General features: G+C 67.1%; 18 protein-coding genes and 1 pseudogene. 11 read left to right on the plus strand and 8 right to left on the minus strand.

Annotated features, from left to right (window positions below; translation table 11 throughout):
• Positions 1 to 11: 11 nt before the first annotated feature.
• Both AC1MED_RS15345 and AC1MED_RS15350 read left to right on the plus strand, forming a co-directional pair.
• Positions 12 to 1,445, plus strand: coding sequence for a TrkH family potassium uptake protein (locus tag AC1MED_RS15345; RefSeq protein ID WP_479784121.1), 1,434 nt, complete (start codon positions 12 to 14; stop codon positions 1,443 to 1,445).
• A 40-nt stretch (positions 1,446 to 1,485) separates the two neighbouring features.
• Entirely contained in the window at positions 1,486 to 2,124 is a 639-nt protein-coding gene (locus AC1MED_RS15350; RefSeq protein WP_026539112.1) for a potassium channel family protein, read from the plus strand.
• 1 nt (position 2,125) lies between these two features.
• Here the strand turns inward: AC1MED_RS15350 and AC1MED_RS15355 are convergent, their stop codons facing one another.
• The 6 genes from AC1MED_RS15355 to topA all read right to left on the minus strand — a co-directional run bounded on the left by AC1MED_RS15355 (position 2,126) and on the right by topA (position 8,773).
• Positions 2,126 to 2,710 carry an HhH-GPD-type base excision DNA repair protein gene (locus AC1MED_RS15355; RefSeq protein ID WP_479784122.1) on the minus strand — a complete coding sequence of 195 codons (585 nt, stop codon included), beginning with the start codon at positions 2,708 to 2,710 and terminating at the stop codon, positions 2,126 to 2,128.
• Positions 2,711 to 2,765: 55 nt separating this feature from the next.
• On the minus strand, positions 2,766 to 3,599 hold the full coding sequence (proC, locus tag AC1MED_RS15360) for a pyrroline-5-carboxylate reductase (RefSeq protein ID WP_346957806.1): 834 nt from the start codon (positions 3,597 to 3,599) through the stop codon (positions 2,766 to 2,768).
• A gap of 227 nt (positions 3,600 to 3,826) precedes the next feature.
• Positions 3,827 to 4,168 (minus strand): YciI family protein, encoded by a 342-nt coding sequence (locus AC1MED_RS15365; protein ID WP_346957807.1) that lies wholly within the window; start codon positions 4,166 to 4,168, stop codon positions 3,827 to 3,829.
• 136 nt (positions 4,169 to 4,304) lie between these two features.
• Positions 4,305 to 5,324: a Ppx/GppA phosphatase family protein gene (locus AC1MED_RS15370; RefSeq protein WP_479784123.1), complete on the minus strand. Its 1,020-nt coding sequence runs from the start codon at positions 5,322 to 5,324 to the stop codon at positions 4,305 to 4,307.
• A 63-nt stretch (positions 5,325 to 5,387) separates the two neighbouring features.
• Positions 5,388 to 5,837 (minus strand): SseB family protein, encoded by a 450-nt coding sequence (locus tag AC1MED_RS15375; protein ID WP_346957809.1) that lies wholly within the window; start codon positions 5,835 to 5,837, stop codon positions 5,388 to 5,390.
• 197 nt (positions 5,838 to 6,034) lie between these two features.
• Positions 6,035 to 8,773 carry a type I DNA topoisomerase gene (gene topA, locus AC1MED_RS15380; RefSeq protein ID WP_346957810.1) on the minus strand — a complete coding sequence of 913 codons (2,739 nt, stop codon included), beginning with the start codon at positions 8,771 to 8,773 and terminating at the stop codon, positions 6,035 to 6,037.
• A 336-nt stretch (positions 8,774 to 9,109) separates the two neighbouring features.
• Here topA and AC1MED_RS15385 point away from each other — a divergent pair, with 336 nt between their 5' ends.
• From AC1MED_RS15385 to AC1MED_RS15400, 4 genes are all read left to right on the plus strand, one after another.
• Entirely contained in the window at positions 9,110 to 9,364 is a 255-nt protein-coding gene (locus AC1MED_RS15385) for a hypothetical protein (protein ID WP_346957811.1), read from the plus strand.
• Between the two features lie 399 nt (positions 9,365 to 9,763).
• A complete protein-coding gene (locus AC1MED_RS15390; RefSeq protein ID WP_479784124.1) occupies positions 9,764 to 12,286 on the plus strand; it encodes a molybdopterin oxidoreductase family protein in 2,523 nt (840 codons plus the stop codon).
• The gene (locus AC1MED_RS15395; protein WP_346957813.1) at positions 12,283 to 12,744 is read left to right on the plus strand and encodes a hypothetical protein; all 462 of its coding nucleotides are present in this window, start codon (positions 12,283 to 12,285) and stop codon (positions 12,742 to 12,744) included. Before AC1MED_RS15390 ends, AC1MED_RS15395 begins: the two co-directional genes overlap by 4 nt.
• 26 nt (positions 12,745 to 12,770) lie before the next feature.
• Positions 12,771 to 13,310, plus strand: coding sequence for an HPP family protein (locus tag AC1MED_RS15400; RefSeq protein WP_479784125.1), 540 nt, complete (start codon positions 12,771 to 12,773; stop codon positions 13,308 to 13,310).
• An 87-nt stretch (positions 13,311 to 13,397) separates the two neighbouring features.
• Here the strand turns inward: AC1MED_RS15400 and AC1MED_RS15405 are convergent, their stop codons facing one another.
• A complete protein-coding gene (locus AC1MED_RS15405; protein ID WP_346957815.1) occupies positions 13,398 to 14,756 on the minus strand; it encodes an ABC transporter substrate-binding protein in 1,359 nt (452 codons plus the stop codon).
• A 234-nt stretch (positions 14,757 to 14,990) separates the two neighbouring features.
• Here AC1MED_RS15405 and AC1MED_RS15410 point away from each other — a divergent pair, with 234 nt between their 5' ends.
• The 4 genes from AC1MED_RS15410 (at position 14,991) to AC1MED_RS15425 (ending at position 19,211) form a co-directional block, all read left to right on the plus strand.
• Entirely contained in the window at positions 14,991 to 15,938 is a 948-nt protein-coding gene (locus AC1MED_RS15410; RefSeq protein ID WP_479786704.1) for a carbohydrate ABC transporter permease, read from the plus strand.
• The gene (locus AC1MED_RS15415) at positions 15,938 to 16,888 is read left to right on the plus strand and encodes a carbohydrate ABC transporter permease (RefSeq protein WP_479784126.1); all 951 of its coding nucleotides are present in this window, start codon (positions 15,938 to 15,940) and stop codon (positions 16,886 to 16,888) included. Before AC1MED_RS15410 ends, AC1MED_RS15415 begins: the two co-directional genes overlap by 1 nt.
• A 253-nt stretch (positions 16,889 to 17,141) precedes the next feature.
• Positions 17,142 to 18,092 carry an SRPBCC family protein gene (locus AC1MED_RS15420; protein WP_479784128.1) on the plus strand — a complete coding sequence of 317 codons (951 nt, stop codon included), beginning with the start codon at positions 17,142 to 17,144 and terminating at the stop codon, positions 18,090 to 18,092.
• Positions 18,093 to 18,416: 324 nt separating this feature from the next.
• Positions 18,417 to 19,211: a DUF2382 domain-containing protein gene (locus AC1MED_RS15425; RefSeq protein WP_479784130.1), complete on the plus strand. Its 795-nt coding sequence runs from the start codon at positions 18,417 to 18,419 to the stop codon at positions 19,209 to 19,211.
• Between the two features lie 102 nt (positions 19,212 to 19,313).
• On the opposite strand, the gene AC1MED_RS15430 is transcribed toward AC1MED_RS15425, so the two are convergent.
• Positions 19,314 to 19,973, minus strand: coding sequence for an ArsR/SmtB family transcription factor (locus AC1MED_RS15430; protein ID WP_479784132.1), 660 nt, complete (start codon positions 19,971 to 19,973; stop codon positions 19,314 to 19,316).
• A gap of 210 nt (positions 19,974 to 20,183) precedes the next feature.
• Here AC1MED_RS15430 and AC1MED_RS15435 point away from each other — a divergent pair.
• A pseudogene (locus AC1MED_RS15435) lies at positions 20,184 to 21,281 on the plus strand (MFS transporter); the annotation flags it as partial.
• Positions 21,282 to 21,320 lie beyond the last annotated feature (39 nt).

A 21,320-nucleotide genomic window follows, 5' to 3' on the forward strand; every position in this document is an offset into this window, starting at 1 on the left:
ACAAGCCGCACATGACGCAAAGCCAGTCGAGGTCACCGAGCCCGGCCAGCTGGCACCCCGGCCAGCCGGAGCGCGAGGGCCTGTGGATCTTCACCCGGCTGCGCGACTTCGTCGACGACATCGCCAACACCTCCCCGGCGCGCTTGGCCGTCTCGGCCTTCGCCGTCGTCATCCTCGTCTTCACCACCCTGCTCTCCCTGCCGGTGTCCTCCGCCACCGGGCAGGCGACGCCGCTGCACCAGGCCCTCTTCACTGCCGTCTCGGCCGTCTGCGTGACCGGGCTGACGGTGGTGTCCACGGCCGTGCACTGGTCCTTCTTCGGCCAGCTCGTGATCCTGCTCGGCATCTTCGTCGGCGGCCTCGGCACCCTGACCCTCGCGTCGCTGCTGGCGCTGATGGTCAGCAAGAAACTCGGCGTCCGCGGCAAGCTGATCGCGCAGGAGGCCATGAACAACGCCGGCCGCCTCGGCGAGGTGGGCACCCTGCTGCGGATCGTCATCGTCACCTCCGTGGTGATTGAAGCCGCCCTGGCCGTGGCACTGATTCCGCGGTTCCTCGCGCTGGGCGAGAGCTTCGGACAGTCCGTCTGGCACGGCGTGTTCTATGCCGTTTCCGCGTTCAACAACGCCGGCTTCACGCCGCACTCGGACGGCATTGTGCCCTACGAGACGGACCTGTGGATCCTGATCCCGCTGATGATCGGCGTGTTCCTGGGCAGCCTCGGCTTCCCGGTCGTGATGGTGCTGCAGCAGAACGGCCTGAACTGGAAGAAGTGGAACCTGCACACCAAGCTGACCATCCAGGTCTCGCTGATCCTGCTCGCTGCCGGCACCGTGCTCTGGGGGCTGATGGAGTGGGAGAACATGCGCACCATCGGCGGCATGAACCTGGCCGACAAGATCACGCACTCGCTCTTCGCCTCGGTGATGACGCGCTCCGGTGGCTTCAACCTGGTGGACCAGAACCAGATGGACTCGACCACCATGCTGCTGACCGACGCGCTGATGTTCGCCGGCGGCGGCTCGGCGTCGACCGCCGGCGGCATCAAAGTCACCACCATCGCGGTGATGTTCCTGGCCATCGTCGCAGAGGCCCGCGGTGACGCGGATGTGAAGATCTACGGCCGCACCATCCCGGAGGGCACCATGCGGGTGGCCATCTCGGTCATTGTCGCCGGCGCCACCCTGGTGGCCGTCTCGGCCCTGCTGCTGCTGCAGATCAGCGGCGCCTCGCTGGACCGGGTGCTGTTCGAGACGATCTCCGCGTTCGCCACGGTGGGCCTGAGCACCAACCTCAGTGCCGAGCTGCCCCCGGCGGGGGTCTACGTCCTCACCGCCCTGATGTTTGCCGGCCGCGTCGGCACCGTCACCCTCGCCGCTGGGCTGGCCCTGCGCCAGCGCAGCCAGTTGTACCACTACCCGGAAGAGAGACCGATCATTGGCTAGTTCCTCAGGCGCCGTCAACCGTCCCGCCCACAACGCGCCCGTGCTGGTGATCGGGCTGGGCCGCTTCGGCGCGTCCACCGCAGAGCAGCTGGTCAAACAAGGCCGCGAAGTGCTGGCGATCGAACGCGACCGCAACCTGGTGCAGAAGTGGGCCAGCGTCCTGACCCACGTGGTGGAGGCCGACGCGACCAACATCGACGCCCTCCGCCAGCTCGGCGCCCAGGAGTTCAGTTCCGCCGTCGTCGGTGTGGGCACCTCGATCGAATCCTCGGTGCTGATCACCGTGAACCTCGTGGACCTCGGCATCGAGCACCTCTGGGTCAAGGCGATCACGCCCTCGCACGGCAAGATCCTGACCCGGATCGGCGCCAACCACGTGATCTACCCGGAGGCAGACGCCGGCGTCCGCGCCGCGCACCTCGTCTCCGGCCGGATGCTGGACTTCATCGAGTTCGACGACGACTTCGCGATCGTGAAAATGTACCCGCCGCGGGAAACGGTGGGCTTCACCCTGGATGAGTCCAAGGTCCGCTCCAAGTACGGCGTGACGATCGTGGGCGTCAAATCCCCGGGCGAGGACTTCACCTATGCCCGGCCGGAGACCAAGGTTTCCTCCCGGGACATGCTCATCGTCTCCGGCCACGTGGACCTGCTGGAACGGTTCGCCGCGCGCCCGTAACTCAGGGCGCGGCGGTCTTTGCAGCCTTCGCGGCGGCTTTGGCTGCCTGCTTGCTGGCCCGCACCTTGCTCAGCGACTCGGGGTCCACAATGTCCGCGACGGACAGGAAAGCGTTCTCCTGGCCGTAGTGGCCGGCGGCCTCGCGCCAGCCTTCCGCCCGGAGCCCGCACTGCTTTCCCAGCAGCGCCAGGAAGATCTTCGCCTTCTGCTCGCCGAACCCCGGCAACGCCTTGAGCCGGCGCAGCACCTCCGGCCCGTCGGGGTCGCCCTGCGTCCAGATGGCGGTAGCGTCGCCGTTCCAATCGCTGTGCACCGTCTCCGCAAGCGCCTGGACGCGGCCGGCCATGGAGCCGGGAAACCGGTGCACGGCCGGGCGCTCTTTGAACATCTCGACGAATTCCTGCGGATCGTACCCCGCGATCGCGGCCGGCTGCATGGACCCGATGCGCGTCCGGATCTTTTCCGGACCGGCAAAAGCCGACTCCATCGTCACCTGCTGGTCAAGCAGCATGCCGGTCAGCAGCGCAAACGCGTCCTCGCTGAGGAGTTGGTCCGCCGCGGGGTCCCCTGTGATGTGCAGTTCCATGGGTCCTATCCTGCCACCCGGCCCGGCCGGCGTCATGGCGGCGCCTGCGTTCGGACTAGCCAAGCTGCCGGGTGATCTCCGCGGCCCGCTCGGCGGCGGCCCGGGCGCCGTCCGCGATGATCGCCGGGAGGCCGCGCTCGTCAAAGGTGGCAATTGCCCGTTCGGTGGTGCCGTTCGGGCTGGTCACGGCCTTGCGCAGCGCCGTCGGATCGGCGCCCGGCTCGGCGAGCATCAGCCCGGCACCGGCGACGGTTTCGCGCGCCAGCAGCAGCGAGAGCTCGGCGTCAAGGCCAAGTTCGACGCCGGCGGCCGCCATCGCCTCGGCCAGGTAGAAGGCGTACGCCGGGCCCGAGCCGCTGATCGCGGACAGGGCGTCCACCTGCTCCTCGGGGATCTCGACGACGGTGCCGACGGCGGCGAAGATGCCCTTCGCGCGCTGCAGCTGCTCGCCCGAGCAATGGGTTCCGGCCGAGACCGACACGACGCCGCGGCCCAGCTTGGCCGGCGTATTCGGCATCGAACGGATGACGGGCTGCCCGGCCGGGAGCGCCGCTTCCAGCTGCGCCAGGGAGACTGCAGCGGCAACGCTGACGACGATGGTCTCCGGCGAGAGCGAGCCGCTGATCTCGCGGGCAAGGTCCGTAACTCCCACGGGCTTGACGCCCAGCACCACCACGGCGGCGCCGGTGGCGGCCTGGCTGTTGTTCTCCGGTTCTTCCTCGCCGGCGATGGCCGTGATCCCGTGGTGCCGCTCGGCCAGCTCGGCGGCCCGTTCGGCGCGCCGGACGGTGGCGACGATGTCCGCGGGGTCCGTTCCGCCCGCGATCATGCCGCCCAGGATTGCCTCGTTCATTGACCCACAGCCCAGGAATGCGATTCGGTTGCTCATTGACCCATCATTGCAGTCCGCCCCGATTCACAGCCAGCTCACATCCTCAACGCAGCTTGTTCCCAAACTCGGCGCCTAACGTAGGAACTGCCTCATTGAGGGTGCGAGTGATGATATGGCAGTCATGCGGATGTCTGCCCGGCACCGGTGGTCTGCAGCGGGTTTCCCCCATTTTCCCGCAGCGGACCGCCGGTGCCTTTCACGTTTCCGGGCTCCCGCCCGTCCGGCTAGTGCTGGATGGGCCGCACTTCGACGGGCAGGGTGGTGGCGCGGGCCAGCTTCCCGGCCCAGCCGAGGGCGGCGTCGAGGTCCGGCGCCTCGATGACCGTGAATCCGCCGAGGTGTTCCTTTGTTTCGGCGAACGGGCCGTCCGTCATGAGTGTCTCGGCCCCCTGCTGCCGCACGACTGTGGCGGTCGCTGTGGGGTGCAGTCCCGCGGCGAAGACCCAGGCGCCGGCGGCCTTCATTTCCCGGTTCAAGGCTTCAAGGTCCCGCATGATGGGCGCCAGGACGTCCGCGGCCGGGGCCGGGCCGGCGGGCTGGTAGACGCTGAGCAGGTACTGTGCCATGGTGCTGTCCTCCTGGACGATGGGGCCGGTCCCTTGCCGGCCCTTCACCTTGTCAACGAACGGGGTGCGTCCGGAACGACACGCCGGGGCCCGCTTTCGGTGCCGGGCGGACAATGCCGGCCGGAGCCGGCCCTCGTCAGGGCGCTTCCAGCGCCTCGACGTCGGGTGCCTGCGGCTCGGCGGGCTCGTCGGCCCGGGTCACGTGCGGCGCCGGCTGCAGGGGACCTTCGAAGATGAGCTGATCGAGGCGGCGCAGGATCAGTCCCTCGCGGAGGGCCCAGGGGCAGATTTCCAGGCTCGGGAACTCAAACATTTCCAGGGCCGCTTCCGCTACCAGGGCACCGGCCAGAAGCTGGGGGGCGCGCGCTTCGGAAACACCGGGAAGGTTCAGCCGGTCCTCCACCTCCATGGCAGAGATGCGTTGCGCCCACAGGCCGAGGTCCGTGGCGAACAGTTCCCGCTTGACGTAGGGTCCGGCGCCGCTGGGCGCGGCTCCGGCGATGCGCGCCAGCGAACGGAAGGTCTTGGAGGTTCCGGCGACATGGTTGGCCTTGCCAAGCTTTGCGAAGTCGCGCACCGCGGGCTTGAGGGTGGCCCTGATGTAGCGGCGAAGCTCCTTGACGCTCTTGGCCGACGGCGGGTCCTCGGCGAGCCAGTCCCGGGTGAGCCGGCTCGCGCCGAGCGGGACCGACGTCGCAAGTTCGGGGAGCTCGTCCTCCCCGTAGGCCATTTCGAAGGAACCGCCGCCGATGTCCAGGTTCAGCACGGGACCCGCGCCCCAGCCGTACCAGCGGCGGACGGCGAAAAACGTCATCGAGGCCTCCTCGCTGCCGGTCAGTTCCCGCAGCGTCACGGTGGTCTCATGTTTGACCCGGGCCAGGACGGCGGGCCCGTTGGTGGCCTCGCGGATGGCCGAGGTGCAGAACGCCAGAAGATCTTCGGCCTTGTGCTTGGCTGCGAACTCCCACGCTTCGAGGACGAATTCGATCAGTTCATGCTGGCCGGCGTCGTTGATGCTCCCGTCGGTCTCCAGGAATTGCACGAGGGAGAGCGGCCGCTTATGCGACGCGAACGGAACCGGGCGCGCGCCGGGGTGGGCGTCCACCAAGAGGAGATGGACAGTGTTGGACCCGATATCGAGGACGCCTAGCCGCATGCTGCCATTATTCCCCCGGGAACCCGGCCCGCCTAACGGACCGGGCCGGCCCCGTTCCGCGGACTAGGCCTGGCCGTCGCCCTGGGCCGCTTCCGGCTCCTCCTCGGACGGCTTGAAGTCCCGGCGGATGTTCGCCACGCCCTCAGGGTCGATTTCGAAACCGTAGACAGCGCCGGGGTTGATCACCATGCCCAGCTGGTCGCCGAGGTTGCCGATGATCGCCGAACCCTGGGTGCCGAGCACGTTCGGCGCCGCAGCGAGGTACTGCTCCGCCACCCGGCTCGGGTGCGAGAAGACGGCCAGCACGGGTTCGCCGGAGGCGTTGGCGAGCACCAGCGGCTCCACCTGGGAGTCCGGGCCCTCGATCGTGTCGGAACTGACGATGTAGACCTCGTTGTTGAGGAAGGACAGGATGACGTCCACCGGGTTGGCGTCCGGCTGCTCTCCCCGGGCGAGCTTCTCTTCGAGGTCGTTGAGCGGCTGGAGATCCATGGGTTCTGGCTGTTCAGTCATGGTCCTACTCGATCACGTCACGCCCCGGTCCGCAATTCCTACCCGAACCCCTATTGCCCAAACCGGAGTGATCCGGCAGCGTGCGTCTAAGCTGGGCCCCCGCCGTCAGGGTTCCCTGTCCGAGCTTGCGAGGATAGGGGGCGGCGGGGAGGAACGAGCGAGCACGCAGAGGATTGCACCGGTTCGGGCAGCACCTTCTACTTCTTGGCGGCGGCCTTGCGGGCGGGGGCCTTGCGGGCCGTCGTCGTGCGCTTGACCGGGCCCTTGGCGCGCTTTTCGGCGAGGAGTTCGACGGCGCGTTCCCGCGTCAGTTCCTCGATCGCAGTGCTGCGCGGCACGGTGATGTTGGTGACGCCGTCGGTGATGTACGGGCCGAAGCGGCCTTCCTTCACCACGATGTTCTTCTCCGACACCGGGTCCGGGCCGAACTCCGCCAGCGGCGGGACGGCGGCGCGGGCACCGCGCTGCTTGGGCTGCGAGTAGATCTCCAGCGCCTGTTCCAGCGTGATGGTGAAGATTTCCTCCTCCGAGCCGATGGAACGGGAGTCCGTGCCCTTCTTCAGGTACGGGCCGAAACGGCCGTTCTGCACCGTGATCGGGTTGCCGTCGGCATCCTGGCCGAGCACCCGTGGCAGGCTCATGAGCTGCAGGGCCTCATCCAGGGTCACCGTGTCCACGCTCATGGAGGCGAACAGCGAACCGGTGCGCGGCTTGGCCTTGACCGGCTTCTTCGGCGGCTTCGGCTTGCCGTTCTTGTAGTACTCGACCGGCTGGTTGGCGAGCTGCTCCTCGGTCATCTCCGGAATGACTTCGGTGACGTAGGCGCCGTAGCGGCCGTTCTTGGCCACGATCGTGTGTCCGGTGTGCGGGTCTGCGCCGAGTACGCGCTCCTCCGGGGCGGCGGTCTCCATCAGCTCGACCGCCTTGGCGGCGGTGAGCTCGTCCGGGGCCAAGTCCTCGGGGACGTTGGCGCGGGCGGATTCGATGACTTCGCCGGTCTTCGGGTCCACGGTGGGGACAGAGCTTTCCAGGTACGGCCCGAACTTGCCGACGCGCAGGGTAATGCCCTCGGTGATCGGGATGGAGTTGATTTCGCGGGCGTCGATCTCGCCGAGGTTGTTGACGATGCTCAGCAGGCCGGGCTCGGAATCCTCCCCGAAGTAGAAGTGCTTCAGCCACGCGGGCCCGGCTTCCTGGCCGTTGGCGATCTTGTCCAGGTCGGCTTCCATGTCCGCCGTGAAGTCGTAGTCCACGTAGTCGTGGAAGTGCTGTTCGAGCAGCCGGATCACGGAGAACGCGATCCAGCTCGGCACCAGCGCGGAGCCCTGCTTCCGGACGTAGCCGCGGTCCTGGATGGTGGAAATCGTGGAGGCGTAGGTCGACGGGCGGCCGATGCCCTTCTTTTCCAGCTCCGCGGTCAGGGACGCTTCGGTGTAGCGCGGCGGCGGCGACGTTTCGTGCCCGACGGCGACGATCTCCGAGGCGGTCAGGGCGTCGTCCTTGGCCACGTTGGGCAGCCGGCGTGCTTCCTCGGAGTCCTCGTCGCCGCGGCTCTCATCCTTGCCTTCTTCGTAGGCTGCGAGGAAGCCCGGGAAGGTGATGACGGTGCCGGAGGCGGAGAATTCGGCGTCCCGGCCGGCGGCCGCGCCGCCCACGGTGACGGCGCCGAGCCGGATGGTGGCGGTGGAGCCCTTGGCGTCGGCCATCTGGGAGGCGACGGTGCGCTTCCAGATCAGCTCGTAGAGGCGGAACTCGTCGCCGGAGAGCTGCTTGGCGACCTGCGCCGGGGTGCGGAAGGAGTCGCCAGCGGGGCGGATGGCCTCGTGCGCTTCCTGCGCGTTGGCCGCCTTGCCGCTGTAGACGCGGGGCGACGCCGGGACGTATTCGGGGCCGTACAGCTCGGAGGCCTGCCGCCGCGCGGCGGTGATGGCCTCGTTGCTCAGGGCGTTCGAGTCCGTACGCATATAGGTGATGTAGCCGTTTTCGTAGAGCCGCTGGGCCACCTGCATGGTGCTCTTGGAGGAGAAACGCAGCTTGCGGCCGGCCTCCTGCTGCAGCGTGGAGGTGGTGAACGGCGCCGCGGGGCGGCGGGTGTAGGGCTTGGTGTCGACGGAACGGACGCGGAAGTCCGCGTCCTGCAGGCCGGCGGCCAGGGCGCCGGCGAGTTCCTCGTTCAGGTGCACGACGCCGCGCGAGGTGAGCTCGCCGTCGTCGTTGAAGTCCCGGCCGCTGGCGACCTTGGAGCCGTCGACGGCGGCAAGCTTCGCTTTGAAGGAACCGGACTCCGCGCCGAACTGGCCGGTCAGGTCCCAGTAGGACGCCGACTTGAACGCCATCCGCTCGCGTTCCCGGTCCACCACCATGCGGGTCACGACGGACTGCACGCGGCCGGCGGACAGGCCGCGGGCCACTTTGCGCCACAGCACCGGGGAGATCTCGTAGCCGTAGAGGCGGTCGAGGACACGGCGGGTTTCCTGCGCGTCGACGAGGTCCTGGTCCACGTCACGCAGGTTGTCCATGGCGCGGTGGATGGCTTCCTTGGTGATTTCACCGAAGGTCATCCGGTACACCGGAACCTTGGGCTTAAGGACTTCCAGCAGGTGCCACGCGATGGCCTCGCCCTCGCGGTCCCCATCGGTTGCGAGGTAGAGCGCGTCGGCGCCCTTGAGCTGGGCCTTGAGTTCGGCGACCTTTTTCTTCTTGTCCGGAGACACCACGTAATACGGCTTGAAGTCGTGTTCAATGTCGACGGCGAACTTGCCCAGCGGGGTTTTCTTCAGTTCCGCAGGGAGCTCCGAAGGCTGCGGAAGGTCGCGGATGTGACCGATAGAGGCCTCAACGATGAAACCTTCGCCCAGGTACTTGGCGATGGTCTTGCTCTTGGCGGGAGACTCCACAATCACGAGTTTCTTGCCGGTGGGGGCCTTGCTTGGCACGGTGCTCCTACAGAAAAAGGTTGCTCGGGCAGATGCGCCCATACCCGCCTAGTTCACCATATTTTGCAGATTCCCGCGCATCCGGGCCCGAAACGGCCTCGGACGCGCGGGTACCCAGGGCCTGCCGGGACGCACGCTTGGCCCTGGGTACGCGCGCCTTGGACCCGAACCGGCGGAGGCGACAAACTCTGGACAGCGGAGCGGGGTGAGTCGTAGATTCGAAGGAATCCAGTCCCCGAAAGGGGCGGATCCTTTTGCCGGCGCTTGCGCGGCCGCAAAGGGAGCCGCTGAAGCAGACCGGCGGCACATTGATGCGCTCGCGAAAGAGAGCTTCCAATGGCCAGTTCGCACTTTGAACGGTTCCTGCTGGACGCAACGGTCCCCGATGAAACCCACAGCCCCCTGGGGCCGGACTGTCTCTACGGCCTCTATACGAGCTGGTGCCTGCTTCACCGCATCACGCCCGTGGAGGACCGGGTGTTCCGGTCGGCCATGCAGCGGTGCGGGGTTGACCCCAACAGCAGCCGACGTCGGATGGCCGGAGCTACCGCCGCGGACTACCTGCTGGCCAGCTACCCCGACACGGCCTGACTCACGATGTGATGTCGAAGAATCCCATGGACCCTCCCTTGGGGGCCATCCTCAACAGCTGCTACCCAGGAGAACCTGATGCGTCCCGCCTGCGTTCGGCCACATCATCCGCGTCATCTACGCGGCGGAGGCCACCGCCTCGGAGAATCCTGAGGCAGCAGCCGCCGTCCGGGACGTCCTTTGCCGGGAGTACCGACAACGGGTCCTGACAACTGCGGAGATCGCCAGCATCCTAGCAGGCAGGGTCACGCCGCCCCTCTGACCCCGGCACCTGCGCTGCGGACTTCGGACCCTTTTGGAACCGGCCCCTGTACGCGGCGGCCACATGCTGATAAAGCTTGATCGGGGCAACTATCCGGCCCTGGTCGCAGCCCGGGGCGCAGCAATGGGAGGACAATTATGGTTGACCGGATTGCCGACATCTGGGGCACGAGGACCCCGTATCCCCGCGACGGGCTGTGGCCGGTGCGGGTGGACCAGACGCTTAGCGAAGGTGTCACCGAGGACGACGTCGACCGCTGGGTCCAGTCCGCGTGCGTGCTGTGCAGCAACGGCTGCGCCTGCGACATCGCCGTCAAGGACGGCGCCATGGTCGGCATCCGCGGCCGCGCCGGAGACCTCGTCAACCACGGCCGCCTCGGACCCAAAGGCCTGTTCGCCAGCTGGCAGGGCGTGGCCCACCGCGACCGGCTCACACGGCCCCTGATCCGAGAAAACGGCCGGCTGGTCGAATGCGACTGGAACACGGCGATGAACCGCATCACCGAGCGGAGCCGGGAGCTGCTGCGGGAACGCGGACCCCTCAGCCACGGTTTCTATACCAGCGGCCAGTTGTTCCTTGAGGAGTATTACGCCCTGGCCGTGATCGGGAAGGCCGGCATCGGAACCCCGCATATGGACGGCAACACCCGGCTGTGCACCGCGACGGCGGCGGCAGCGCTGAAGGAGTCCTTCGGAGCGGACGGACAGCCCGGCAGCTACACGGACATCGACAGCTGCGACGCGATCTTCCTCTACGGACACAATATGGCCGAGACGCAGACCGTGCTGTGGTCGCGGGTGCTGGACCGCATCGCGGGACCGGACCGGCCCAAGGTCGTCTGCGTTGATCCGCGCGAAACGGAGGTGGCGCGCCAGGCGGACGTCCACCTGGCCGTCCGACCCGGCACCAACCTCGCCCTCATGAACGCCCTGGTCCACGAACTCCTGGCGAACGGCTGGCTCGATGAGGAGTACGTGAACGAGCACACGGTCGGGTTGGAGCAGCTCAAGGCCACCGTGGAACCCTGGACGGCGGAGGCAGCGGCGGGGGTCTGCGACGTGAGCGCCGCGGACATCAGGGAGGCCGCCCGAATCTTCGGCACCTCGGCTCGCGTGCTGTCCACGGTCCTGCAGGGCTTCTACCAGTCCGCTCAGGCCACCGCCGCCTCTTGCCAGGTCAACAACCTGCACCTGCTTCGCGGGCTGCTCGGGCGGCCCGGATGCGGCATCCTGCAGATGAACGGCCAGCCGACCGCGCAGAATAACCGCGAATGCGGGGCGGACGGGGACCTCCCCGGCTTCCGGAACTGGGAGAATCCGGAGCACATCCGGGAACTTGCCGAGCTCTGGGAAGTGGACCCCTTGGTCATCCCGCACTGGGCGCCGCCGACGCACGCGATGCAGATCTTCCGCTACGCCGAACAAGGCTCCATCGAGTTCCTCTGGATTTCGGCGACGAACCCGGCGGTCTCCATGCCGGACCTGCCCAGGATCCGGGACATCCTGGCCAAGCCCGAGCTGTTTCTGGTGGTGCAGGACCTCTACCTGACCGAGACAGCCCAGGCCGCCGACGTCGTCCTGCCCGCCGCCGCCTGGGGTGAGAAGACGGGAACCTTCACCAACGTCAACCGCATCGTCCACCTCTCCGACAAGGCCGTCGAACCGCCCGGCGAGGCGCGGAGCGACCTGGACATCTTCCTCGACTACTCCCGCCGGATGGAATTCACCACCCTGCAGGGCGAACCGCTCCTTCCGTGGACCGGGCCGGAGGACGGCTTTGAGGCGTGGAAGGAATGCTCCCGAGGCCGGCCCTGCGACTACAGCGGCATCAGCTATGACCGGCTCCGTGGCAGCAGCGGCATCCCGTGGCCCTGCAACGATGAGAATCCGGACGGCCGGGAGCGGCTCTACGCGGACGGCGTCTTCCCCACCGACCCGGACTACTGCGAAAGCTACGGGCATGACCTCTTGACCGGCGCCACCGTAGGCGCCGAATCGTTCCGCGCCGGCGTCCCGGCCGGCCAGGCCATCCTTAAAACCGCCGACTACTCCCCTCCGCATGAGGAACCCGACGGCCAGTACCCGCTGCGGTACACCACCGGCCGGACCGCCTACCATTTCCACACCCGGACCAAGACCGGACGCTCGCGCCCCCTGACGAAGGCCGCCCCCAGTGCCTGGGTGGAACTGGGCACGGACGACGCCGAGCGGCTGGGGATCGTCGAAGGCGACCTCGTCCGCGTGACCTCGCGGCGCGGCCGGATCGAAGTCCCGGTCCGCGTCAGCGACATCCGACGCGGCACCGTCTTTGCCCCGTTCCACTACGGCTACTGGGACCAGGGCGGCTCGCCCGGGGAACACCCGACGGCTGCGAACGAACTCACCCTCACCGAATGGGATCCAGTCTCGAAACAGCCGGTCTTCAAGAACGCGGCCGTGAAGGTGGAAAAGATCGGCGACGGCACCGGCCCCGCGCCGGCGCCGACCACGACGGCGTCCCGTCCCGCCGCGGCGGCGGCGGGACAGCGGTCGGCGCGGCTGACGGCCGGCGGCAGCGAGGCCCAGGCCTCCGAGTTGGTCGGCGCTGCACCGCCACCCAGCTTCCCCGCCGCGATCGGGCCGGGCGCCACCAAGCCGAGCGGGAAGGACGGAAAGCCGTGAACCTGAACATCTACCTGGGCATGCTTCACCAGGCCGAAACCACGCTCGCGGAGTCCTTCCGCCAGGTGGCGACGGGCCATGGTGCCGAACCGGATGTGCATTTCCTCTGCCACACCCTGGCGCAGCAGTGCGAGGAGCACAGCCGCCTGCTGCTCCCGGCAGTGCAGCGGTACGGCGAGTCCGTGTCCGACGACGAGCCGGAGCGCCTCCATGCCGAGGGGCTTTCCACAACACGCAGCGGCCCGGTGGGGCTGTTGCGGGACCTTCAGGACCTTTACCTGCTGGCCAGCCTTGTTGACGTGACCTGGACCATGGTGAAACAAGCTGGCTCCGCTCTCCGCGACCGCGAACTGCTCGACATCGTCGCCCGGTGCGACGGGGAGACCTCCGTACAGCTGCGCTGGCTGCAGACCCGCATGAAGCAGGCAGCACCCCAGGCGCTGATCGTGGCGCGCTGAGGGCCGAGAGTGGAAGGTAGCCGTAAATGACCATGAGGCCGCCGCTGTTGAAGCGGCTCGAAGCACGCCGGAGCGCCGTGGGGCCGGCAGCCTACGCAGCGGTGCTTTCGCTCGTGGTTCTTGCCCTCGCCGGGTTGGTGGGCCTCGGGTTGCACCTGCCATGGCTCTTCCCCAGTCTGGGCCCGACGGTGATGCTGTTTTTCGAATCCCCCGAGCAGCCCTCCGCCCGGCCATCCAACACGCTGGCCGGACACCTCACCGGTCTGATCACGGGCGCCGCCTGCCTGTACGCCTTCGGCCTGCAGGACGCCCCGCCCGCCCCGGTCGGCGGACTCACCGCCCCGTTTGTGGCGGCCGGGGCGCTCTCCGTTGCGCTCACCACCTTGGTGCTCACGTGGCTTCGGAAGCCGCATCCGCCGGCCGGGGCGACCACACTCATCGTCAGCCTCGGAATCCTCTCCTCGCCGCCGCAGCTTCTTTCCATGGCAGGAGCCATCCTTCTGACCACCGCTGCGGGCTGGGGACTTAACCTCCTCCTTGGCACGAAACCGGCCGCCCCGCACTGAGGCCCCGCGCCGGGAGGACCGGCGCAGTGAGGGGCGCCCCCGGATGGGAGCGCCCCTCACATTGTCGCGTCGGCAGCCATTGCGCCCCTAGGAACCGGCCTGGTCAAACGCCCGCTTCGCGGCGGCTTGTGCGTCGGCGAGGGCCTTGTCGGGTGTCTTCGTGCCCAGCAGGGCGGAGGCGATAGCGTTGTTGACTTCCGTCTTGATGGTTTGGCCGGCCGGCGAAGCTCCGAGCGACTTTCCGGCCGGGAGGACCTCGTAATAGGTTGCGATGGTCTGATCGAATCCTGCATTGCCGCTGGCCTTGACGAACTTGTCCCGGATCAGCTTGTCCGCGGACGGCGAGCCGGTGAAGAGTCCCGTGTTCATGCCCCCGGGCGTTGATGCGATCTTCTCCGCCCTGGCAGCACCTGCCGCGGACCAGGCGTCATCCGTGACCAACGAGGTCATCCAGGCGCACGCGGCATCGGCGTTCTTGGCGCCGGCAGGGATGACAAACGATGTTCCGCCCGCCACCGTGAAGGGCTTGCCGTCCTTGCCCTTGAAGGGCACGGCGGAGATGTTGAGCGACTTCGAGTACGGCGCCAGGACGTTGACGTACCACTGGGCGTCGACCTGCGCGCCGACCTGGTTCTTGACGAACTGGTTGTCCTTGCCGAAGGTGTCGAACGAGTCACTGAAGCTTTTCGCCTTCGCGTAGCCGCCCTGGGCGTCGTATATCCCCTTCAGGAAGGTCAATGCCTCGATGTTCGCAGGATCGTCCAGGGCAGGGGCACCCTTGTCGTCCATGAGCTTTCCGCCCTGGCCCAGGATCCAGAGCTCGGCCTGGCCGCCGGCCACCGGATCGAAGCCAAGCGTTGCGGGGTTGCTTCCGCTCGACTTGTAGGCCTTGGAAACGGCGCTGAGGAGCTTCGCCTTGTCCGAGGTGTCGATGTCTTCCGGGGCCACGCCGGCGGGTTGCAGGACGTCCTGATTGAGGATGATGGCAGCCGGCTGGTAGAACTGCGGAACCGCCCACACCTTGTCCTGGTACGTGACCTGCTGCGTGACCGCTGGATAGAACTGCTTGGCCGGGTCCATGCCGTGCGCTTTGAAGCACCCGTCCAGCGGCTTAATGAGACCCTGGGCGGCGTAGGTGGCGACGAAGGCCCGGTCCATTTGGACGACGTCGGGGACGGTGCCGCTGGCGGCGCGGGTGGTGAACTTCTGGGCGTCAAAGGGTGTCTGGTCCATGGTGATCTTGACGTCAGGAAGCTGCTCCCCTGCGAACTTCATCCGGGCCTTACCGACGTCGTCAGCGTTGTCGAAGGCCCAGGCCGTCAGCGACCCTGACGCTTCCTTCTTGAAATCAGCCGTCTCCGCAGTGGACGCACCGCCCCCGCCGCATGCAGTCAACCCCAAAACGGCCAGAGCCAGCACCGCTACGCTCTTTTCCCGAACCCGCATCTGAATCCTCCCCAGTGTCAATTTCAAGGTCTTCGCGGCATCTTTTCGCCACCGGAAAACTTTCGGCCAAACGCCCTTTAACTGCCAAACTGTAAGTAAGCTTGCTAAATCGAAAGCTAGCCGAAGCTGCAGGACGACGCAAGGGGCGCGCCACCGGCATCACAAGGTCGCCGGACCTCGACTTCGCGCTGGAGAAATCGAGAACGGGGGTCATTGGTGGGAGCTAAGGCATCGGTGCGAGTCGCGTCGCGCCAAACGTCGCGCGGAGGGCGTCCGGCACGGAACAAATACAACCGTCGTGAAGCGATCGCTGGTTACTTATTCATCTCGCCGTGGATCGTCGGCTTTGTGGTGTTCATGCTCGGCGCCATGGTCTACAGCCTGGTGATCTCTTTCAGCCGCTACAACCTCGCCACGAACGTGGCGCGGCCGGCCGGGGTCACTAATTACGCCCTTCTCTTTGACGATCCGAAAGTGGCCCTGTCGCTGGCCAATACCCTGTTTTACGCCGTCCTGGCGGTGCCGCTGGAAATTTGCGTCGCGCTGGGGCTCGCGCTTTTGCTGAACCGGGTGGGGCGTGGCGCCGGGTTTTTCCGGACCGTCTACTACCTTCCGAAGATGACGCCCTCCGTGGCCACCGCGGCTGTGTTCCTGCTCCTGCTGAACGGAAATACGGGGGCCATCAACCAGGCCCTCGGATTCTTCGGAATTACCGGCCCGCAGTGGCTGATCGATCCGGCCTGGGTGAAGCCGTCGATCGTGCTGATGACCTTATGGGGGGTCAGCGGCACCATGGTCATCTTCCTGGCGGCGCTCAAGAGCGTACCGAAGGATCTTTACGAGGTGGCGGCTTTGGACGGCGCCGGTCCGGTCCGGAAGTTCTTCTACATCACGGTGCCGATGATCTCGGGTGCCATCTTCTTCAACGTGATTGTCCTGACGATCGCGGCGCTGCAGGTTTTCGATCAGGCCTACCTTCTTTTCTGGAGGGACCAGACCAGCTCCTCCCCGGAGGCGTCGCTTTTTTACGGGATCTACCTTTTCCAGCAGGCGTTCCGGGAATTCAACTTTGGGTTCGCCGCAGCCATGGCGTGGGTGCTGTTCGCTTTGATCCTCCTGATTAGCCTCGTCCAAGTGAAAATCGGGAACAAGTTCGTCTACTACGAAGGGGAGAAACGCTGATGGCAACGACACGGACCCAGCCCGCTGCAAAGTCACCGGGCGCTGCCCCTCCGCAGGATGAAATGGAGCGGACCGCCGGGCGGCGGACGCGCCGAACGACGCGCGGCCCGCGGACCGCCGTGGCCCGCTTGCTGCTCTGGACGGTACTGATCCTCATCAGCGGGGCCTTTCTATACCCGCTCGTGTGGCTCATTGCCGCGAGCCTGAAACCCCGCGCCGAGGTATTCGACAATGCCCTGGTCCCCCGCACTTTCTCGCCGCAGAACTACGTCCAGGTATGGGACCAACTGCCACTGGTCCACTGGGTGGCCAACAGTTTCCTGATCGCCGTCCTGGCCGCCACCCTGGTCACCATTTCCAGCGCCATGGTCGCCTTCGGTTTCGCCTATTTCCGCTTCCCTGCCCGCAACTTCCTCTTCGGCCTCGTTCTGGCCACCATGATGCTCCCGGGTGCGGTGACGATGGTCCCGCAGTATTTGATCTGGAAAAACCTCGGCGTCCTCGGCACCTGGATCCCGCTCTTCGGCATGAACCTCTTTGGCTCGGCGTTCTATATCTTCCTGCAGCGGCAGTTTTTCCTTGGTCTCCCCCGGGAGCTCTTCGAGGCTGCACGAATTGACGGCGCCAGCTACTTCGGACTCTTCCGGCGGATAGCGCTGCCGTTGTCCATTCCGTCGCTGGTGGTGATCTTCATCTTCGAGTTCCAGGCGAGTTGGAACAACCTGCAGTCGGCGCTAATTTACCTCAACGCCGGGTCGGTGGAAGGTTTCACCGCCCCGCTGGGAATCGCCTACGCGATGACCAAATACAGCCCCACCAACGGGGGCCAGGGAGACTACCAGTACGTTATGGTCGCCACCCTCCTGATCACGTTGCCCATGTTGATTCTTTTCGCCTTCGGACAGCGCCACTTCATCGAAGGCGTCGCCACGGAGGGCCGGAAAGGCTAGACCAGGGGCGTCACGCCCGATACCCCCGATCTCGTTGTGGCAAGAGCGTTAAGTGGGCAGGGACGGAGCCGCGCGCGCCGCCGTCGGGCCATCCGGGGCGCGCGGCCTCTCCACCGCCCCGGGAAACCCACGGGGACGCCCGGCCCTCCCTGGCGACGGAAAACCTCTGGCCGGTTCGCGGATCCGCGGATATAGTAAGCCTACTGATGACTAGTTCATCACTGTCGATCCCGATCCAATCGAAGGAGACACCATGAGCACCAAAGTTGAAAAGCGCATCCTGGTTAACGTCCCGGTGAGCGTGGCTTATAACCAGTGGACCCAGTTCGAGGAATTCCCGCACTTCATGGGCGGAGTGAAGAGTGTCAAGCAGCTCAGCGATGAGCGGCTGGAGTGGACTGCAGAGATCGCCGGGGTCCGCAGGCAGTGGCAGGCCCGGATCCTGGAACAAGTGCCGGACCAGAAAGTTGCCTGGGCGGCCACGGATGGAGCGACCAACGCAGGGTCCGTCACGTTTGAAGATCTCGGCGGCGGCCAGACATCCGTGCGGCTCTCCCTCGACTACGAGCCCGAGGGCGTGGTGGAGAAGATCGGTGACAGGCTCAACGTCGTGGAGAAACAGGCCGAGAGCGACCTCGAGCGCTTCAAGGCATTCATCGAGGACGAGGGGTATGCCACCGGCGCTTGGCGCGGAACAGTGGGCGAAGGCGTACCGGCGGGAACCCCCGGCGTCGACGACGCAGCCGCCTCACGCGGCGACAGCGGCAAAGCCGGCGTCTCCGGCAAAGTGATTGCCGGCGTAGGCCTCGCGGCCGCGGCGGCCGCGGGCGTGGCCGCCGCGGCCGGAGGCAAGGGCTCCGAGGGCGACGCGGCGCCGACCGATGCGCCCGTCGTGCCGCCGGCCGCGCCGCGCCCGGGGGCGGCCGCCGCGGTGCCGCCGACCGGCACCGCGGGAAGCGTTTTCCCGGACGAGGGACTCGGACAGGGTGCCGGGCTGACCCAGGATGGGACCGGGACCGCCAGCGACGTGGGCACCCGTTCCACCGCCAAACCCTTCGACCAGACGAACGGCCTGGTCGATGTTGAGGGCGACTCTGACGAGACCGCCCTCAGCGACACCGCGAGCGAGGCGGAACGCAGGGCACGGACCGAGGGTGGCCCCGGCACGCTTCCGCCTGCCGGCGGCAGCCTCGGCCAGCACTGACCAGGCGCCGGCGGACGCCGGCGGACGCCGGCGCAGCCTGACAGGCAGGAAGCCTTCGCGCCCGGGTTCTTGGACCCGGCCGGAGGCTTTTTGCTGTGGTTCGAGAGTTGAGCACGCAAAAAAATTAATAAGCATGCTTGCCAACTAGGTAGTAAGCATGCTTATGGTAGTCCTGTCGAAGCCGGACAGAAGGGTCGCCCCCGCAGGGAAAATCCCGCAGGGCAGCCGCACCGATTCCGGTCACACCCCGCCGGCCGGCATGCCACCCAGGCTCCCGGCCGGGCCACCAACCGCAGTAAATGATCGACAACCCAAGGAGACACCATGATCGCCAAGGAACACATCGACGACCTGCTGAACCGCAATGGCAACATCCTTTCCACCGACGGAGACAAGATTGGCTCCATCGGACAGGTTTACACCGACGACGAGAACGGCCAGCCCACCTGGGTCACGGCCAAGACGGGCCTGTTCGGCACCTCGGAGACCTTCGTCCCCCTGGAAGGAGCCCAGGTGCGGGGCGATGACGTGGTCGTCCCCTATACCAAGGACGTGGTCAAGGACGCACCCCGCGTGGACGTCGACGGACACCTCGAATCCACCGAGGAAGAGCGTCTCTACCAGCACTACCAGCTCAGCGGCGACGGCCGGACATACACGGACGCCACCACCAATCAGGAGAACCGCTTCGCCGGGCAGGACACCTCCGGCACCGTCGGCCACGACACCTCCGGTCCGACGACGGACGATGCCATGACCCGCTCCGAGGAACGCCTCCATGTCGGTACCGAGAAGCAGGAAACCGGCCGGGTTCGGCTCCGCAAGTACGTCACCACCGAGAACGTCACCCGGACCGTCCCCGTCCAGCGTGAGGAAGTCCGGCTCGAACGCGAACCGATCACGGACGCCAACCGGGGCGAGGCCCTGTCCGGTCCGGACATCAGCGAGGAGGAGCACGAAGTCATCCTCCACGAGGAACGCCCCGTCGTGGACAAGGAAACCGTCCCGGTGGAACGCGTCCGTCTCGACAAGGACACCGTGACCGATGAGGTCAGGGTCGACGAGGAAGTCCGCAAGGAACGCATCGATACCGACGGCGTCGACGACACCCGCCGCTAAAGGGGCCGTCAGATCCGGGACAACTTCATAGCAAGGCCGGGGCGGGGACTAAGTGTCCCCGCCCCGGCCTTTTAACGCCTTTGGCCAATCAGTCGCGGCCGGTCAGTCACGGGCGGCCTTGCCCCGGTCATCCGGAATCATCGACCACATGGTGGCCATCCGCTCCGCTCCCTCGGGCACCTGGTCCGGGTCCTCGAGCTCATAATCCCGGAGCAGGTCGAAGAGCCGCTCGTTCAGCTCCGCACGCTGCGCCGGGGTCAGGTACAGCAGGTTGCTGGCCAGCACCACGGACGAGGTCCCGTCCACGGCTTCGCCGCGTTGCCGCTGCTCGTCGCGGGTCCTGGCGTAGGCGTTGACGCGCCGGCGGTAGGCGTCCAGCTCAAGATCGAGCACGGCGAATTCCGGGCTCGCCACGCCGCCGCCCGAATTGATCGTGAAGTCGGTCCCGGCTGCTTTCCAGCGGCGCTCCCGGGCATCACCGGCGGTGGCGGCCGGCACCACTATGCCCCATTTCTGCAGGGCGCGCAGGTGGTAGCTCATCGCGCTCGGCGTCAGGCCCGTTTGGGCGGCGAGTTCGGTGGCCGTCCGGCTGACCTGTGTGGAATACAGCTCCGAAATGACCTCCAGCCGCGCGGCGTGGGCCAGGGCCCGGATCGCCTTCGGGTCGGTTATCTCGACCTTCTTTTCCGGGCGCGGCCTGCGCTTGGCTGGCGGCGCGGCGGTGTCAGCGGACAGCTCCGCCTTTGGGGTTTCTGCATTCACCTTCCCAGTCTACCGAGGCCCGCCAAACTATGAAAGAAATGCTTGACACTGATTCCCTACACGGGATACTTTGCCGTTATGAAACATATACTTCATACAGGGTCGGGCCCGGCCGGCGGGCCCTCGCTCTGGCGCAACCGCGACTTCCTGCTCGCCAGCAGCTCCCGCTTCCTGGCCACCGCCGGCATGGGCGCCGTCGTCGTCAGTGTGATGCTGCACCTGCAGAACGTCGCGGCGGCCGGCCCGACGGCGGCGGCCGGGCCGTGGCTCGTGGCGGGCTACCTGCTGTGCTCGGCGCTGCCGCTGGTGCTGCTGGCACCGTGGGCGGGCCGGCTCGCCGACACTAGGGATTCCCGCGCGCTCGCGACGGCCGCCTCCGTGGTCAGTGCCGCCGCCGTAGCCGGCATGGGCCTCGGCCTGCAATACCTGGACAACCAGATCCCCGTGCTGTTCGCCATGACGTTCCTGCTGGACGCCGCGCAGGCCGTGGCGGGCCCGACCTGGCAGGCGCTGCTGCCCCGGATCGTTGGCGAGGAGCGCACCCCGAGGGCGATGGGCACCATGCAGGCCACCATCATGATCGCCGGCATGGCCGGGCCTGCCGCGGGCGGACTGCTCAGCGGCTGGGGCGGCTCGGGAATGGTGTTTGCCGTGGCGAGCGCGTGCTATCTGGCCATGGGCGTCGGCGCCCTGTTGATCCGGACCCGGCGCGGCACCGCGGCCGAATTGGCCGGGCGGGAGGCGCCGGCCCTGCTGGACGGTCTGCGGCTGATCCGGCGGGACAGCCTGGTGTGGGCCCTGGTCCTCGGGGCCCTGTTCTTCATCGTCGTCGGTGAGGCTACGAACGTGCTGGAGGTCTTCCTGGCCCGCGGCGAACTCGGTGCCACCGAGACGCAGTACGGGTTGCTCGCAGCGGCTTTTGGCCTCGGCATGGCGGCAGGCGCCGCGCTGGCGGGCCGGATCAAGACGCCGCCGGCCCGGCTGCGGGTACTGCTCGTTTCAATGGCGCTGACCTCCGCGTTCCTGGGGGTGATGGCGTTGGTGCCCACGGTGGGGCTGCTCTTCGTGGCGTACACGGCGATGGGTTCGGCCTGCGGAGCCTTGAACGCGTGCTTTGGCGCTATCGCGATCCTGCGGATTCCGGAAAGCGGGCGGGGCCAGGCGATGGCGATCATCGGCGGCATGACCCGCGCCGTCTCCATTGCCGCGCTGGCGATCGGTGGCCTGCTGGGTGCGCTGTTGCCGGTCCGGCAGAGCTTCCTGGTCACAGGGGTGGCCGGCGTCCTGGTGGCCCTGGCTGTCGCCGCCTACGTGCTGCCCCGTTTCGGCCGCGAAGGCGCGCCCGCC

The organism is Arthrobacter sp. BI5, assembly GCF_056680065.1.

Coding starts and splice junctions, on each gene's coding strand:
- proC (WP_346957806.1), bottom strand. CDS start 3,599: ATGAGCAACCGAATCGCATTCCTGGGCTGTGGGTCAATGAACGAGGCA.
- AC1MED_RS15345 (WP_479784121.1), top strand. CDS start 12: ATGACGCAAAGCCAGTCGAGGTCACCGAGCCCGGCCAGCTGGCACCCC.
- AC1MED_RS15420 (WP_479784128.1), top strand. CDS start 17,142: ATGAGCACCAAAGTTGAAAAGCGCATCCTGGTTAACGTCCCGGTGAGC.
- AC1MED_RS15375 (WP_346957809.1), bottom strand. CDS start 5,837: ATGACTGAACAGCCAGAACCCATGGATCTCCAGCCGCTCAACGACCTC.
- AC1MED_RS15405 (WP_346957815.1), bottom strand. CDS start 14,756: ATGCGGGTTCGGGAAAAGAGCGTAGCGGTGCTGGCTCTGGCCGTTTTG.
- AC1MED_RS15400 (WP_479784125.1), top strand. CDS start 12,771: ATGACCATGAGGCCGCCGCTGTTGAAGCGGCTCGAAGCACGCCGGAGC.
- AC1MED_RS15370 (WP_479784123.1), bottom strand. CDS start 5,324: ATGCGGCTAGGCGTCCTCGATATCGGGTCCAACACTGTCCATCTCCTC.
- AC1MED_RS15425 (WP_479784130.1), top strand. CDS start 18,417: ATGATCGCCAAGGAACACATCGACGACCTGCTGAACCGCAATGGCAAC.
- AC1MED_RS15390 (WP_479784124.1), top strand. CDS start 9,764: ATGGTTGACCGGATTGCCGACATCTGGGGCACGAGGACCCCGTATCCC.
- AC1MED_RS15385 (WP_346957811.1), top strand. CDS start 9,110: ATGGCCAGTTCGCACTTTGAACGGTTCCTGCTGGACGCAACGGTCCCC.
- AC1MED_RS15415 (WP_479784126.1), top strand. CDS start 15,938: ATGGCAACGACACGGACCCAGCCCGCTGCAAAGTCACCGGGCGCTGCC.
- AC1MED_RS15355 (WP_479784122.1), bottom strand. CDS start 2,710: ATGGAACTGCACATCACAGGGGACCCCGCGGCGGACCAACTCCTCAGC.
- AC1MED_RS15365 (WP_346957807.1), bottom strand. CDS start 4,168: ATGGCACAGTACCTGCTCAGCGTCTACCAGCCCGCCGGCCCGGCCCCG.